The following is a 16,145-nucleotide window of genomic DNA, read 5'->3' on the forward strand; positions in this document are numbered from 1 at the left end:
CGGGAGTCCGTTGACGAATCGCGATGAAAGTCAGGACTTCATTTGCGGTAAATTATCAGCAGATTGGAAAGGGCCGGCATCAAAATCCGGCTCAGAAAGGAGACGTAGTTCGAACCAGCTGCCGACCAAAGCTGCGCATGGAATTTCGGGGCGGTGAGCAACGCCGACACGCATTTCTTTATTCGAAGAAGAATCATGACACCACAATGCTCGTCATGAGCGGTGGAGCGGTGGAGCGGTTGAGAGGCCGCGCGGGGACAAAAATGTTTACATCGAGCTTGGGCGTGATCTACGCCGTTGAGCATCTGGTCCAGTATCATGCTTACCGCATTGATGGCGAGGATGGCAGACGGATTCTGAACCCGAAATGGAATTCGGACTGCAAGCATTTGTTGAACTTGAAAAGCGCAGATGAGCGAGGTTTTCCAGCCGCAGTCGCGTACTTCAGCCGAATCGCGCTCGAACATCTGACCGGAATCAGCCTGCCGCCGAAGGGCCTGCAGGTCCATATCGTGGCTGTGCCTTCGTCCGCAGCGGGTCGCTGGTCTCCGGGAGTACTGAGAATCGGTGAGAATCTCATTAAATCAAATCGGAATTTTGTCGATTCAATGCGCGCGTTACCCCGGATCAAGACTATCGATAAATTGGCACGTGGTGGCGATCGGAGCGTCTGGACGCATGAGCAGTCGATTGGCCTTGACGATCCGATGGGGCGATTGCCGCGGAAAACGATCCTTCTCTTGGACGACATTACGACGACGGGAAATTCGCTGATGGCTTGCGCGGGGATTTTGCGAACGCATGCTGGAGTCGCTCAGGTCGTGCCGTTAGCGCTCGGAAAGACTGTATGACTGAGATCGAGTATTTCACATGTGCTGTTGCAATCGTTCTCACTCAGCGGGCGCGATTGTCAGCGGGCATCGCGTCAAAGATGCTTCGACATACGTCGATTACGAGTATGGCGACTCCAGAGGATTTTCTCGACTGGTATTCGGCGCACATGACAGGCAGTCAGGAACTGACGCTCGATGACTTTCGGTCAGCGCAAGCGGTGATCGCAAAAAATGTAGACGCAGGCATCACCGTCGTCTCTATTAATTCCTTGTGTTATCCACGGTACTTGGCCGCTATCGAAGATCCACCTCCGGTGATCTTTGTAAAGGGTAACCTCGGGGTGCTCAAGAGGCCTCCTGGGGTGTCCGTGGTCGGAACCCGAAAAGCATCGTCCGCTGGCATCACCATTGCTGAGCGGATCGCCGGTCACTTTGCTGCGCGCGACTGGACGATCGTGAGCGGCCTCGCGTTGGGGATCGACGCGGCCGCGCACAGAGGCGCACTACAGGCTGGTGGAACAACGGTCGCGGTGCTGGCGCATGGCCTTCAAAGTGCATCGCCTAAGGCAAATGCTCTCCTTGGAGACGAGATATTGGCTAGTAACGGTGCGTGGATTTCTGAGCATCCGATCGGAGTGCACGCGAGGCCAGAGTACTTTGTACTTCGAAATCGAATCCAGATCGGCCTCTCAGCGGGATCGATTATCGTCGAGGGCGAGGAGCGGAGTGGAACCATGACTCAAGCAGAGTTCTGCTTGCGAAATCGGCGCCAGCTATTTGCTGTCTTGCCGGAAAAGGCAGAAGCGCTGAAGTTAGTGTCAAAGGGCCCACTCATTCTCATCAACAAGCGTGGGGCCACACCGTTGCGGTCACGAGAAGACTACGAGGCGGCAGCAGGGCTTATGGAGGAAAAGCGGGTCGCGTTGGGCGCGCTATAGCGAGACGATCAGTGGAGTTCGGGTTGTCGACTCGGGTATAATCAAGTAAATAAAATTGAGCCGATCCGAATGGGGATGTCCAACTTCGACAAAGCTGCGATTCTTTTCTTAGGGCTCGGCCGGCTCAAGGGGATCGGTTATAAGACGCTCCGTGAGCTCGGGGGTGTCGACGGCGTTGAGAAAACCGTCCGGGATTTCGGCTCCGACTTCATTCCAGTCATCACTAAAGGCGCGACAACGGACGTAAGTATCGACGTTCTGATTGAACTCGGCAGTTCGATCGCAGAGATACTGAAGAAAGAGGAAATCCATCTTGTTCGCGTTGGTGAGCGTGGTTTCCCGATGCAATTTACTGAGCTTGACGACAAAATCAGGCCGCTCTGGTTCTTCTATCGTGGCAATCTGGACCTTCTGGCTACCGAGGCCGTCGCGGTAGTCGGTACTCGTTCACCGTCTGTGCAAGGCGAATTTCTCACTCGGTATGCGGTATCTACTCTTCAAGAGGTCGATGCGACGGTCGTGAGTGGGCTGGCGAAGGGCGTAGATGAGATCGCGCACGAATGGGCGCTGAGTTGCAGATTGCCGAACATTTCGATTCTCGGTACTGGCCTCCTAAAATCTTACCCTCCACGTAATGCTGAGTTGTCTCGCCGTATCGTGGATGCTGGCGGATTGCTTATCTCCGAATATATGCCGGACGCGGCCCCTACCGGTGAGAATTTCGTCTGGCGCAATCGCCTGCAGGCAGCGCTCGCCAAATGTGTAGTCGCTCCTGAGTGGAAGCGCTCTTCGGGTACCGCCCATACCATCAGATTTGCCAAGCGGTTTTCCCGCACCAGCATCAATCTTTCCCTAAACGGTATGGAACCTGCAGGAGACCACGGTGTTGCAGAAGAGACGTTCGAGGTGCCGCGCGAACACAGTGCGTTCTTGGCTGCGCTTCGGCGAGTCGATCGGCATACCGAAGCGAGCGTCTTGAACTTACAACAATCGCTCTTCTGACAAAGAATATGGCCTTAAAGCTTCTTCTGCTCAGCGTCTCAGGGACCATTGCGCACGACGGAAAGTACAACAGAGATTTTGCCAAAGACCTTGGAAGACTTGTCCGCGAACTTGCGCAAAGAGGGGTGAAAACCGCCCTCTGGTCAAATCGGGGATGGAAGGCGGACGGTCGACCGATTGCAGACTGGTTCTCTGAAATTTCCGACACGCGGGTCGAGCTGCATGGTGTATCCGCAGACGGCTCGCCAGCACGCAAAGGAAAGGACTCTGCGGTTCCCATCATGCAACGTTATGGTGCTCTACGGCACGAGACTGCCTTGGTGGGCGGGGTGCAAGAGGACATGATAGCGGGTGTACTGAACGGTCTTCTGATGCTGAGACCAGACTGGTACGGCCAACATATGGATTATGGATTCTCGCTGCCTACCGTCAGCGACCTCGCGCGGTTTTGTTTCGTGTTTGGCCTGCGTCAGCATCCCATTTTTTGGAGCGTACAAGACAGGACGCTTGACGTCAGCGCCGCTGGGCCGTTCTCGACATACCGAGAGGCCTATCGTATGTTCGGCGAGGATGCGCGAGCGTTTGCCAAAGGCGGGTTGGGCAACCCGGAGTTTTGGGCGAACTTTGCAGTGTCTTCTCTGTACTTTTCGGGCATGCTGGACGGTGTTAAATATATATGTAGCTACCCTGGTCACGGGACCGATTCTGATGTGAACAAGTACGGTATGGCGGACGTGCTCGCCCGTCTAGGAAAATGCTTCAACATCTCGTACTATCACGATCTTATTGAGCGTCATGAAGACGCCACGAAGAATCAGCATATCAGGGCGAGCGACCGAACTTTTCGGAATCAGCTGAACACGATCAGGATTTGCCGTCACCCACATAAGAACATCAATCAGGCACCGAACAAGGGTGTGCTTTCGTTGAAGGGTGCGAAGGTGTTGGTAGTGGACGACTTCTGTACATCTGGACGAAGTGGTGAAGCTGCCCGAGTTTTTATTGAGGCGGCAGGCGGACAAGCGCGCTTGTTCTCATGGCTGAAGACCATCAACACTCCGTACAGCAAGATTAGCGACGAGCTGAAGATCAAGCCGTTCACGGCGAATAATTTCGCGACGGAACCTGCAAAGGTTGAGTATAGCTACGAAGGTCACATTGTTGCGCCCAATGCGCCCCCCGAGATCACCAAATGCTTTGAAAAATTCCGGAAGTGGCAATGGTAGGTGCTTATTGGCAAGGCATCGCTTCCTTTGTCTGGTCTGTCAGTCAAATTCCCACAGGCGTGGTCATTTCAGACCCGTCTCTTTGTGGTCCGTCTGAGCTGACCGTCATCGCCGGTCGCACGTAAACGTCGCCGCCCAGCCGCTGTTGATGGAAGTCGTTAAATACCCTGGACGTGCGTCGCCGCGGCCACGTAACGTGGCGCTTTCCAATCCACGGAAACTGCTGTTGTGCATAGCAGTATGCGAACTGCAACAACTGGAGCCCGCGTCTAGGCGATGACGGCTTGGTTGGCTAAGAAGCGAAGAAGCGCACGCAACGGGCCGAAGGCAAGTACGGTTGCAAGGATGCGAAGGCGCATGGCGTGGAACAACTGGGGCAAAAAGTAGACAGGCTTGAACCCCTGCTCTCCGATGTATCTGACGATCCGCTCGACACGTCTTTCGGAATGTCGATCAGCACCGGGCCGGGCCGGCCGGTACGGGCGATATAGACCGTGGTCGCTACTTCAAGAATTTCGTTGCCATCGACCACGTGGCGGGCGGTGATGAATACGTTCGGGCCGAAAGCAATGTTCCAACATTAGTTCAATTTCGCGAAAAGTTGCAAGTTTAAGTCAATCTGAATTGACACAAAGATGCAACCTGGAACCGATCGTTCCTTGACTGGCGCAGCTTTTCAGCCCGTCAGGGGGTTACATGTTTAGTTCGATTGACAGCTGTGGCTCGTGGCTCGCGCTGACCGATTGCGTCGGCCAAAAACGCCCAGAATGACCCTCGGGAGCATCGATATCGCGAGCGTTCGGCTGCCTACGCGGCGAGCTTCCGCTGGACAGCCCGACGCGGGGAGCCTTCTGCATGTCGTTATTGAAGGAGACCCGGCCAGAAATCGCGCCATCAAGATTGGAGATTATCCAAGTATTCCCTGTGGCGGAGTACATGTCGCCAATCTGTCAGAGATAGCGGTATCAACTATCAAGTCGATAAAAGCGAAGGGGGGACGACTGAGAATAGGCTATGACGCCGTAGGAGTGCAGTGAAGTGGCTTTCCGAATTTTCCTTCGGCTCTCCTACTAGTAGAGATGTGGAGAAAAACTGCTGCTGCAAAGCTCACTGACCTAGTCAGGTTTGGTCCGAGTTATAGCGGGAGGAAGTGGAAAAGCCCGCCTGAAGCGGGCTTTTCCTGGTACTAGTCTTTGGGAGAGTGAATTTCCATCTCACTCAGTATTTCAACAACACACTTCCTCAACTCATCCTTCAAGTTTTCGGCACGTCCTACCTGGTAACCGGACTCGAAGCCATCCTTGCCGCCGTCGCGGAAACCATCCATGTAGGCTTCTTCCTGTATCTTCCGTAGACCTCCCATGGCATGGATTCGGGCTAGCATAGGCGCGGTGCCGTAAAGAATGTCTCCCGTGACTGGATGCTTGTATTCGCCAGTAAGATCAGAATACACATTGCTCATCATGGTTCTCCTGAGGGACGACAGATGCACTGTGCGGCTACCCATCCTTATGTGAGGACGTTACTCGGCCTTTACTGACCTCCGTGTCATCATCACTATCGAAATCAATGAATTTATCGATGGCCAATGGTAAGTCGCACTCTTTGAAATGAATTTTCATCTCAAGTGTTCCGCCAAGATTGTGAATGTAAGAGACGAGGGTGCTTAAGAATATCTTGTCCCTGCTCTCCATCTTGGATATGGAGCTTTGCTCTTGATTAAATATTGTACTTAGCTGTTTTTGAGAGACGCCAAGTACTTCCCGAATTTCTCGTAATCGGGTGATCGTTGTATTTCCACTTCCGCCGAATAACTTTCTCACACGATTTATCAATGCGTGAACGTCCCGATACAGCTCTGCTGGACCGGAACCAAAGTCATCTTCTTCACTTTCGTCGTTGATGTACAGACCGAATCCTAGTTCCGGCCTGTACTCAATTGTGACGGAGCGCCTGCCGTCGGACAGGTCAATCCATGCGGCCTTGTCCTCATCACCTTCATGGCGATCAACTTCCACGATGAGACTTGGAAGAAAGGTCTTTAATGCAGTGAGGAATTCGCTTAACCGGTTCATGATTGATCTACCTTCCTTTCGTCTTGACCCGCCTTATCAATGAGGACTTCGCTGGTCTTAATGTCGACGATCTTTAGCGCTCCGTTGGACCTGATGAAAGTGTTGTGTTTCCGACTGCGGTAGCGAAAGAGATCTGGATCGGACGTCGTGTGTCGATGGTCCGGTGCAGGCGGGTACATACGACCGTCCCAACTCCAATTGCTCGGGTTGTACGGTATGTTGGTATGTTCGTCTTCGATCCGCTTCAGTGCCATGGCTAAGCAGGAATAGGCCTCCGCCTCGTCCGCCGCGGCAGGCAGGGTTTCGAGCAGTTCGCAGAACAGGCGCATACGCTCTGCTCTTGATTTCGGTTGGATGGTTTGAGTCATGTTTCCCTGCGAGGCATATGTCTCCTAAGGAATATTATAGGTGAATTTGCGTACTGCTGCCTGCCGTTACCGAACGATATATCGCGGTCTGACGCGCCGGCCTTATATGTGATAATGTCTTTTATCACATATAAACGCGCGGGGTAAATGTGCAACAACTGCTGACCGCCATCCCCGATGTGGAGGTGTTCCTTGCCCTGGAACCGGAAGAACTGGCAGCCAAGATCGTGTTCCTGCTTCGCTCCGAGTCCGGAACCGCCATGTTCAACGTGACTAACTTAAGAGTGGGGCTGGGCATTGCCGCGTCCAGGCAGTATCCGGTTGAGCGTTTGAAGGACGTTGATCTGGCGTGGGCCGAAGCCATCGCCTGGCTGGAGGCTCAGGGCTTGATTGTTCCAGCGGAAAGCCTCAATGGCTCCAACGGCTGGCGCCATCTGAGCCGTCGTGCGCAGCGCTTCGAGAATGAGTCTGAATTTGCGGACTACCGGACCGCGCGTCTGCTGCCGAGAGATCTGCTACACCCGACGATCGCCATGACCGTGTGGCTGTCGTTCATGCGCGGCGCCTATGAGACGGCGGCGTTCGAGGCGATGCGGGAGGTTGAGATCGCGGTGCGCGAAGCGGCCGGCTTTGGCGGCTCGGCGCATGGCATGCCGATGATGAAGCAGGCCTTCAATCCCGCCACTGGTCCGCTAACCGATCAAACGATTGACCCAGCGGAACGCGAAGCGATGCGTGACCTGTTCGCCGGCGCCATCGGGTCATACAAGAATCCGCACTCGCACCGGCACGAGCCGATCGAAAGTCCGCGCGAAGCCGTCGAGATCATCCTGCTCGCAAGCCACCTGCTGCACGTTGTCGACGCGCGTGTCGACGCGATCAAGGCGGCATCATGAACCAGCTCACCACACTCAACGGCATCCCGATGCCAGCGGTCATTACGGCCGCCGGCGATCGCGCCGGCGTGCGGTTTCTGGAGTTCTTCGCGTCGGCGATCCGCAACCCGCACACGCGGCGTGCGTACGCGCGGGCGGCCGGGGATTTTCTGAGCTGGTGCGCCAGCGCCGGCGTGCGGTCGGTGACTGAAGTGCAGCCGCTGCATGTGGCCGCGTGGATCGAACGGCAGACGCAGGCCCACGCCGCGCCGACCGTCAAGCAGCGCCTGGCGGCGATCCGTCACCTGTTCGACTGGCTCGTGACCGGCCAGATCGTCCCGCACAACCCGGCCGCGTCGGTGCGCGGACCCAGCCACACCGCGAAAAAGGGCAAGACGCCGGTGCTCGATGCGGCCGAGGCGCGGCAGCTGCTCGACAGCATCGATGTGACCACGCCGATCGGGCTGCGTGACCGCGCGCTGATCGCGCTGATGGTGTTTTCGTTCGCACGGGTGGGCGCCGCGCTCGCGATGCGCGTGGAGGATGTCTATGTGCAGCAGCGGCGGCTGTGGGTGCGCCTGCGTGAAAAGGGTGACAGGCGTCACGAGATGCCGTGTCACCACACGCTCGAGGCGTACCTGCACGCGTACCTGGACGGCACGGGTATCAGCGACGATCCGAAAGGCCCGCTGTTCCGCACGATCCGGCGCGGCACGGGCCAGCTCAGCACTACGCCGCTGCCGCAGGCCAACGCGTATGCGATGGTGCGCCGGCGTGCACTCGCCGTAGGCATCGGCACGGCGATCGGTAATCACACGTTCCGCGCCACCGGCATCACCGCCTATCTGAAAAACGGTGGCACGCTCGAGAACGCCGCGGCGATGGCCAACCACGCGTCGACGCAGACCACGCAGCTGTACGACCGGCGCCACGACGACATCAGCCTGGAAGAGGTGGAACGGATTCGGCTGTAATATTGCAGCGCTGTTTATGGCCCAATGGCTTACCCGGTGCTTTCTTCGTTTTTCTTATCGCGGTCCAGGAGCTCAATTTGATGGCTACTCCCAAACCCCAGGTTTTCATCGCGTCTTCGGTCGAGGGCCTGCCCGTTGCGGACGCCATTAACGCGAACCTCGATCACGACACGTTTCCCACCTTATGGCGGACCGGAACGTTTAAGCTTGGATCCAATGCGCTTGACGATCTCGTGGAAAAGTCGTCGGCCGTTGACTTCGCGGTGTTCGTGTTCACGCCCGATGATGTGGCAACTATCCGGACCGAAGCGACACAGGTAGTACGCGACAACGTGCTGTTCGAACTGGGCCTGTTCATCGGCTCGCTCGGCAAGGAACGATGCTATGTGGTCCGGCCTCGCGGCGTCGACATGCATCTGCCGTCCGACCTCATCGGGGTGACCACGGCGGACTACGCGGCCGATCGGCCCGATGGCGATCTGGCCTCTGCCCTGAATGCCGCCTGCAAGCTCATCAAGGACGAGATTGCGCGGCACGGCGCCATCTCAAGAGAGTTGCCGCCGACGGTTGCAAATAATCAGCGGCACGTCGCCAACCCGCCTAACTACGAATTGAACCAGGTCGATCTGAGCTTTCTGGGGGAATGTGCCGTAAGTCGCACGTCCCAACCTCGCGGGCTATCCTATCAATATGTGGTGTCTAGTCTCAACAATAACGCTATTGCTCTGCGTCTCAGCGCAATCAAGCTGGCCAGGCTCGGACTCGTTGAACAGGCGGTCGAAGAAGATCGCGATGGTGACGTTTTTTACGTATATCTCATCACCGAGAGTGGCATCGACGTGCTGATGAAGAACGAACACCACTTCCAGGGAAACGGGTCTGGCGGAAAGCCCGGCGGTTTTGAAGAGATGGACGACTCGGTTCCATTCTGAACAGGCAGCCACGTCCGCCACAGCTGGCCCACACGACAACAGGCTTCGTCGATCAGGCCATTCCCGTAAAGTCTCACCGTCGGCGGGTACTGTTCAGGCTCTAGCTAGAGTCGAACAGTGAACGTGACGGCCTGACTGAAACGCTTGCGCAGCGCCCGAACGGTCAGTACATCACTCGCAACTAGACAACTCGGTGAAGATGGGACCGCGCCGACAGGTTGCTGGCTTCACTGGAGGAAGAGACTATGTCACAGCGGAAGTTTCGGGCGACGGTCAAGGAGCCCGCCAACGCAGGTACGGCTACGGGGTATGGATTTGCAATCTACCTCGAGGACTTGGACAGTAACCCGACCTTCGGTGATCGTCATTTGGTCATCGACTTGCAACCGGAGACGACTGTCGACCAAGCGGACGAACTCGCGGCAGACAGCGTGTTTCGCCGGATCGACTAGAACATCGTGTTGTCGTTGGCCGACTGCTCGGGCACGGGTTGAATCACATCCCAGTGCTCGGCGATCTTGCCGTGCTCGACGCGGAAGATATCCACGATGGCGTTGCCGCGGTCTTGCGGGTTGCTGGTCGAGTGAACATGCAGAAAGACGAGATCGCCGTCGGTCGCACTGCGCACGATGGCCGAACGGGTATCGGGGGCATGCTTGAAGTATTCCGTAAAGAAGCTGATGAACGGCGCGGACCCAGTGGGCACATGCGGATTGTGCTGAATGTAATTCGGTGCGAGCACGGTGCTAGCAGCCCTGAGATCGTGCCGGTTGAACACCGCATCGTAGAAGTTCACGACTAGCGCGCGGTTGCGCTCTTCCTGGGCAATATCGCGAGCGGCCGGATGAACCGGCGCGACGCTATCTTCGGCGCGGGCCACATGGCTCGCGATCAGCACAAAGAAAGCAGCGGCGGCTGCCGCGCGCTGGAGCAGGCAGGTTCTGTTTGGCATGACGGTCCGGTCCCCTTCTTTTCGTTGAAAGCCGGCGGCTGCAATGACTTTAGCATCCGCAGGTGGCGACGACGAGACGGATCTTGCCGGCGACATCTCGGCCGCGACTCGGCTGATCGGTGAAGCACCGACCATGCTCCCGGCTAACGCATGACCTAGGATGCTCAGTTGACAGTTAAGCGAACCAAGCCCACGCCGGCCTATGAGCAGATCAAGCGCGATGTGCTGACGTGCGTCGCAGACAGCACATGGAAGCAAGGTGACCTGATTCCGTCAGAACGGGAACTCGTCAAACTGTTTGGCGTGTGCAGGATGACCTTCTCGCGCGCACTGCGCGAGTTGACTGCCGAACAGGTCCTGACGCGCGTCCAGGGCTCCGGCACCTTCGTCGCCGCGCAGAAATACGGAGCGACGCTAGTTGAGATCCGCAGCATTTCAGACGAAATCGCAGCGCGCGGACATCGCCACAGCGCGCGGATGCTGACGTTCAAGCCCAGCGACGATCCCTGTGCGCTCGGCGCGCTCGGACTGAAGAGCGGTCCGGCTTTTCACTCGCGTCGTGCATTACGAAGGAGACTTGCCGGTCCAGTTCGAGGAACGCTACGTCAATCCGCACGTCCTCCCCGACTACCTGAAACAGGATTTCACCCAGCAGACGACGAATCACTACATGGCTCGAATCGCACCGATTCAGCGCGCCGAATACCGGATTTTCGCCCAGAAACCGGACGCCGCGATGCGCAAATACCTGCTGATGGACATCGGCGAGCCCTGTCTCCTCCTCTGGCGTAGGACATGGGCGAACTCACTATCGCAACGTCGGCCACGCTGGGGCAGCGCCCGCTCCTGGTCGAACTGAATCGCACGTGACTTGCCCCTACGATGGAAATTGCGTTGCTGAAGCTGTCCCCGGCACCGTGCTGCGGTCGGTCCTATCCCGATTCGCTGGCTATGGATCGACGAAATGCCCGATTAGCAGGAATCGAAATGACTGTTCACGAGCGATTGAACTCGGTAGTTAGGACTCTATTGATACGCAACGATGATATTGATCGTATTCGACGATTCACAGAAAATGTTCAACATGCTGGGCTTCCTTCCGCATCTTGCTTCGGTTCAGCCGACGCTCCCGGGCTACGCTTCCAATGGCACACGTGCCGAAAAGCAGATTTTCTTAACGTGCCCGTATAGTGCCAGGCACCCAACGCGCTCCAAAGGCAGACTCAAATGACGGCCTCCTTTTCGGATCAGGATAGAGAAGTTCAGCGTCGCCTTCAGGCCGCGCTGAATGAAGAGCCACGCGCGAAACAGTTGGAGAACTTAGCGGCGGCGCTCATTGGCCGGCTGCTCGGAATCGAAGTCGCCACCGCGAAATCCGGATTCCAACATGGCGCGGATGCCGGTCCTGCAGGCCGGCAAGGTCGACGATTTCGCATCGAATGCAAGAAATATCGCGAGACCACATCTAACAAAGATCGAGAGCTTCTAGGGGAAATCGATCAGGCCGTCGCTCGGGATGAGGCGATCGAGGGGTGGATTCTGGTCGCGACCAGGAGTGTTCCCGAGCAACTCCGACAGGACTTGGAGCAGCATGGCGAGCGTCTGGGCGTGCCCGTGATCATTCTCAGTTGGGTTGACGAGAGACTCTCCACGCTTGCAGCCCTATGCGCATCCGATCCGGATATTGTTGGCGAAAATTTCTCCGCCGACGCCGGCGAACTCACTCGCAAACTAGCGCCCGTCGCCCGCGACGCAATCGAGGAGATCAAACGTGATCTCCAATCGTGGAGCCTCGGCTTTGAGACGCTGAGGCTGAAGTCACACCGTAAGCTCGACGAGATATGGAGATCGCCGAGGGTTTCAAACGCTGAGCTCGGCCAGGATGCGGCCGTCGGCGCACAGTCCAAAAGGATTAAGCGGATCGCCGTCAGTCAAGCGCTCGACGCCTGGTGGATAGGTCCCGCTCAGAACGACGCAACAATGGTCGTCGTCGGAGCCGACGGCGTCGGGAAGACATGGTCTACGCTCGATTGGATCGTCGACCACATCTCGGAGCACCCCATCATCTTCGTCGTGCCGTCGTCGGCCGCTGCTACCTTGAAATCAGCGTCCGAGACGGCTGTAAAGCGCTTCTTCGCCGAGCGCTGCTGCGAGCTGACCGGGCAGCGAACCGTTGATCACTGGATTCGACGGCTCGATCGGCTCCTTGCACGTCCGGCGGATGAAGGCCCCGTGCTCACTGCTATCTTCGACGGCATTAATCAAGAACCTTCTGTGCCATGGATTCAGGTCCTCAAGGTGCTCCAGGGACCGACGTTCGCCGGCCGCGTACGGTCCATTGTCAGCACCCGGCCTCATTTCCTGAACGACAGACTCGCCGGTTTGAAAGGCCTGGTCGAGCCGGCCGTCAAGGCGACCGTCGATGTCTACGGAATCGAACCCGGCGGGGAACTGGATCAGATGCTGGCGCTGGAAGGATTGACGCGCCCCAGCCTGCATCCGGATCTGGTCGATCTGGCACGCACCCCACGGCTATTCAAACTCGTCATTCGGTTACGAGACCGGCTGATTGACGCTGACAAGGTTACGGTCCACCGGCTGCTTTGGGAATATGGACGAGACAGCTTCGGCGAACGCGCAGGCAAATCCTTTAGCGACAACGAATGGCAGCAATATCTGCAGGATATTGCACTCGAACTCAGAAGCGGCGTCAACGCCTTCACATTGAAGGCGCTTGGCGAAGCCGTGAGTCGGCCGGATCTCACTCCTGGTGAGGTCTATGCGCGCCTGAGTGACATTGTCGATGGCCGGTTTACTCGCGTAGGGCCAATGGGGAAAATTGAATTCATGCCTGAGGTTGTCGCCCATTCGCTAGCTGCCGCTTTGCTAACCGGGCTCGCGACGCGTAACGGCGAGTCCTACGACGTGATTGACGCAGCACTGGCCCAGTGGCTCGACCCGATCGCCGGGCTCGATCAGCGTGCTGAGATACTGCGTGCCGCAGTGGCGATCCTGATCGAGCGGGGTGACCCGACGGAAACGCCCATCGCCGGCGCGTTGGTCACTTCTTGGCTCCAAACCCAGAACCTCACGGATCACCATCGTCGCGAGCTTGCGGCCTTATCGGCGAACCTCATCAGTCCGCTACTCGATGCTATCGAACACTCCGCATCGCATGCTCAGGCGTCGGCACGGCTCTGGGCCGTCAGTGCGTTGCGGGCCATTCCTCGCACTGACATCCCGGCCCGGACGGCCATCGTAAAGCGGACCACGTCATGGCTACGGATGATTTCGCGAGGCGTTCGCGACAGCGGAGTCGGAAACACCAAGGATTTCGAAGAACATCGGGCCCAGCAATTGATCGACCGCGTCGGCGTCGATCAATCCGGTCCTTTGACAATCTTGGGTCAAGAGATGATTTTCGTCGACCTCGACGAAGGTATTCTTCATGCAACTGTTCCATCAATTCTCGACGGGTTCCCATTAGCACCGGCAGCCCCATTGATTGAAGTGGCGACAATCAATGCAACAGTTGGGCAATGGAACGCCGGTTCTGACGGCCTTCGATGGCTACTCGTTCTCAACGAAGCCGATCCAGAGGCGACAGCCGAGGAGCTTCGGCGACTCACGACAGCGATGCAAGGGCGCAGTCCTGAACCCGGAATCAATCCAGGTCTGCCAGCGCGGATCGCCAAACGCCTGCTTTTCCTCACCGGATACGAAGTTGACGAGATCGCAGCTCGGGACATCGACTCCACACTCGATGGAAGCTGGTCCTACGAAAACGACTATGTCGAGTGTCCCGCCACGAGCTTGTTCCCGCTTGAACACCGGCATGTAGACGATGTCCTCTCAGACGGGACAAGGCCTCTCCACGCGCGCCTTCAGCGAGCGAAACCATTTTGGCTGAATCCAAATTTTAACCCGCCCGCGCGCGTGGTCGCAGAAGTTCGCAGTGGCGCAAGCTCCATCGATGCATCCAAGCTTGACAGCGCGGGAGGCAGCACTTTTGAGGATCACGCTTTCGAGAAGATTGAACCTGTCCTCGCTCGCTGTGCCCCCGATCTTTTGGCGGACATAGGCCGGCGTAAGCTGCTGGCGCTACAGGACGCAACGCGTGAACAAAGATACTGGCGGGCCATTCACGCGCCGCATCAGCTGATAATTTCAGATGGAGCGTCTCGCGATTCAGCGAGCGCTCTACGGACAAAATTCGCCGAGAGCGACGAGGGGAACGAACTCTATGCGGCAAGCCAGCTGCTGATCGTTGAAGTCCAAGGCGAGGATGGGCTGACCCAGGCGACACGCATGATTGAAGCCGGTCTCAAGACAGTCCTAACCGACTTCGCTCATGTTATTTCGGTGCCAACTCCGGAGGCCGCGGATGCCCTGCTCGATCGTTTCGGACAGGGAACGCAAAAGCAGCAGCACGACCTACTCTGCGTCCTGTCCTTTTACAGATCAGCTTTGAGCGATCGCATATGGAGCTGGCTGGAAACAAAGGCCCGGGGCGATGACCAGGTGGACCGGGGAATCGCATTCCGAACGCTCGAACGTGCCGACGGCGAGCGCTTTGGCCGACTTCTGATCCAGTGGGATTGGACATGGAAGGGCGAAGAGCACTTCTGGGTCAACCACTACGGCTCTGGCGCACTTATTTCCGGCGCGCCATCCGTACCGTTCGAGCAACTCGCACCTCGCATCGCGCCATGGCGCCTACTTGAGGCAGCCCGGATGCGAGGCGGCGACCCGGTCGACATTCGCCTCGCAGTTGCGTTCTTTGGAGACGTACTGACCGCGGGTGCGGTGCCTGAACCAGATCCAGGATCCGACCTCACGATCGAGCTTTCCATGTGGAGCGAATACCCTTCGTTTTATACCCTGCAGCTACGAAAGGGCGAGAACACAAGCGATGATCAGTTCGCGGCGCTCCGAGAGGCTCAGGATCTGGAGGCTCAACGGCGCGCCTGGAAGCGTGCGACCGAGACAGCGCGTCAGCGTATCGACGACGCCCGGGCAGCCGGTGCAAGCCTCTATCTTGCCAACATCAACGTTGACGACCTCACGCCAGTATGGACACACGCGCCGGAGATCTTCGACCATTGGATTGAGGGCTTTGATCGGCTCACCATGGACTTCAAGCGGCGCGTCCGCGTAGCCGAAACAACCTTCCTGGCCATTTGCGAAACCCTCTTGAACCATGACCCGAGCCGTGGAGTCCAGCTTTGGCACACGCTAAGGCAACTCATGGCCGTGCAACACATCGGGGAAGGTGGGGCGGACGAACTCATTCACATCGCTTTTCGAGCCACGGATTCGTCAGCTACCGACACGTTACGGACATCGCTGATCGACCTTCACAGGTGCTCGACCGACAAGGCGCTGGGTGAACTGGCCTTCGCCGCGGTCTTCAATGGCCGCCACCGCTGGCTTGAGACTCAGATTGAGATCGACCGCACATCACCGCATGTCTGGCGTCAGAAGCGGGCAATTTTCCTCAGCGGTTTTCTCACCGGTGACGACTCAAGAGCGATGGATGACTGGCCGGTCGGGCCAGCTCGAAGCTCGGTCGAGGAGATGAAGCGAAGCGCGGCGCGGCGTCGTCAGGACGAAGCGGCGGCCCGCCACTGGTGGCGCACGTTTCTCGCTGCGCAAAGCAGTGAACATGCATACGCCGCGTGGGTTCTCTTCCTGCAGACGTGCGATCGACGGTCATCGGTTTGGCTTCGCCGCGACGTAACAGCGTCGGAAGATCGTGGTGAGTTACGCGACAAAAAGATCGCACATGCCCTGATCAATCGATCATCGATCAAGAGACAGGCTGAATCGCGCGAGAAGAACCTCAACGATACTTTCTTGGGCCAGAAGATCGTTATTGGTGTCGCTCCGTGGGGCGTCGACACGACACGCCCGGATTAGCAAGGCTATGCGTGATGGACCGGCCTGTAGCGACGTCAGGGCCTCTGCACT

At 57.4% G+C, this 16,145-nt stretch carries 13 protein-coding genes and 1 pseudogene; 10 read left to right on the forward strand and 4 right to left on the reverse strand.

The features are described 5' to 3' along the window. Positions 1 to 23 precede the first annotated feature (23 nt). The 5 genes from ACOCG7_RS34100 to ACOCG7_RS34120 all read left to right on the forward strand — a co-directional run bounded on the left by ACOCG7_RS34100 (position 24) and on the right by ACOCG7_RS34120 (position 5,036). The gene (locus ACOCG7_RS34100) at positions 24 to 851 is read left to right on the forward strand and encodes a hypothetical protein (protein WP_421381033.1); all 828 of its coding nucleotides are present in this window, start codon (positions 24 to 26) and stop codon (positions 849 to 851) included. Beyond that, on the forward strand, positions 848 to 1,771 hold the full coding sequence (locus ACOCG7_RS34105; protein WP_421381036.1) for a DNA-processing protein DprA: 924 nt from the start codon (positions 848 to 850) through the stop codon (positions 1,769 to 1,771). The genes ACOCG7_RS34100 and ACOCG7_RS34105 overlap by 4 nt, the downstream gene beginning before the upstream one ends. Before the next feature lie 75 nt (positions 1,772 to 1,846). Beyond that, on the forward strand, positions 1,847 to 2,773 hold the full coding sequence (locus ACOCG7_RS34110) for a DNA-processing protein DprA (RefSeq protein ID WP_421381039.1): 927 nt from the start codon (positions 1,847 to 1,849) through the stop codon (positions 2,771 to 2,773). 8 nt (positions 2,774 to 2,781) lie between these two features. Then, positions 2,782 to 3,999: a hypothetical protein gene (locus tag ACOCG7_RS34115; RefSeq protein ID WP_421381042.1), complete on the forward strand. Its 1,218-nt coding sequence runs from the start codon at positions 2,782 to 2,784 to the stop codon at positions 3,997 to 3,999. 767 nt (positions 4,000 to 4,766) lie between these two features. Continuing rightward, a complete protein-coding gene (locus ACOCG7_RS34120; protein ID WP_421381045.1) occupies positions 4,767 to 5,036 on the forward strand; it encodes a hypothetical protein in 270 nt (89 codons plus the stop codon). 149 nt (positions 5,037 to 5,185) lie between these two features. Here the strand turns inward: ACOCG7_RS34120 and ACOCG7_RS34125 are convergent, their stop codons facing one another. Genes ACOCG7_RS34125 through ACOCG7_RS34135 form a run of 3 tightly spaced genes read right to left on the reverse strand, consistent with a single transcriptional unit; the run spans position 5,186 to position 6,442 of the window. Next, a complete protein-coding gene (locus tag ACOCG7_RS34125; RefSeq protein WP_421381048.1) occupies positions 5,186 to 5,461 on the reverse strand; it encodes a hypothetical protein in 276 nt (91 codons plus the stop codon). A gap of 37 nt (positions 5,462 to 5,498) precedes the next feature. Then, complete coding sequence (locus ACOCG7_RS34130; protein ID WP_421381051.1) at positions 5,499 to 6,074, reverse strand: hypothetical protein; 576 nt, start codon at positions 6,072 to 6,074, stop codon at positions 5,499 to 5,501. Then, entirely contained in the window at positions 6,071 to 6,442 is a 372-nt protein-coding gene (locus ACOCG7_RS34135) for a hypothetical protein (RefSeq protein ID WP_421381054.1), read from the reverse strand. Before ACOCG7_RS34135 ends, ACOCG7_RS34130 begins: the two co-directional genes overlap by 4 nt. Before the next feature lie 149 nt (positions 6,443 to 6,591). Between ACOCG7_RS34135 and ACOCG7_RS34140 the strand changes: the two genes are divergently transcribed. The 3 genes from ACOCG7_RS34140 to ACOCG7_RS34150 all read left to right on the forward strand — a co-directional run bounded on the left by ACOCG7_RS34140 (position 6,592) and on the right by ACOCG7_RS34150 (position 9,223). Next, positions 6,592 to 7,338 (forward strand): TIGR02391 family protein, encoded by a 747-nt coding sequence (locus ACOCG7_RS34140; RefSeq protein ID WP_421381057.1) that lies wholly within the window; start codon positions 6,592 to 6,594, stop codon positions 7,336 to 7,338. After that, a complete protein-coding gene (locus tag ACOCG7_RS34145) occupies positions 7,335 to 8,291 on the forward strand; it encodes a tyrosine-type recombinase/integrase (RefSeq protein WP_421381060.1) in 957 nt (318 codons plus the stop codon). Before ACOCG7_RS34140 ends, ACOCG7_RS34145 begins: the two co-directional genes overlap by 4 nt. Positions 8,292 to 8,371: 80 nt before the next feature. Further along, the gene (locus ACOCG7_RS34150) at positions 8,372 to 9,223 is read left to right on the forward strand and encodes a TIR domain-containing protein (RefSeq protein ID WP_421381063.1); all 852 of its coding nucleotides are present in this window, start codon (positions 8,372 to 8,374) and stop codon (positions 9,221 to 9,223) included. 448 nt (positions 9,224 to 9,671) lie between these two features. Here the strand turns inward: ACOCG7_RS34150 and ACOCG7_RS34155 are convergent, their stop codons facing one another. After that, positions 9,672 to 10,175 carry a nuclear transport factor 2 family protein gene (locus ACOCG7_RS34155; protein ID WP_421381099.1) on the reverse strand — a complete coding sequence of 168 codons (504 nt, stop codon included), beginning with the start codon at positions 10,173 to 10,175 and terminating at the stop codon, positions 9,672 to 9,674. Between the two features lie 168 nt (positions 10,176 to 10,343). Between ACOCG7_RS34155 and ACOCG7_RS34160 the strand changes: the two are divergent. Both ACOCG7_RS34160 and ACOCG7_RS34165 read left to right on the forward strand, forming a co-directional pair. Beyond that, positions 10,344 to 10,974: pseudogene (locus tag ACOCG7_RS34160) on the forward strand (UTRA domain-containing protein); the annotation flags it as partial. Positions 10,975 to 11,402: 428 nt separating this feature from the next. Continuing rightward, positions 11,403 to 16,094 (forward strand): hypothetical protein, encoded by a 4,692-nt coding sequence (locus ACOCG7_RS34165; protein WP_421381066.1) that lies wholly within the window; start codon positions 11,403 to 11,405, stop codon positions 16,092 to 16,094. Positions 16,095 to 16,145 lie beyond the last annotated feature (51 nt).

Source organism: Paraburkholderia sp. DD10, assembly GCF_049177125.1.
GTDB lineage: Bacteria > Pseudomonadota > Gammaproteobacteria > Burkholderiales > Burkholderiaceae > Paraburkholderia > Paraburkholderia terricola.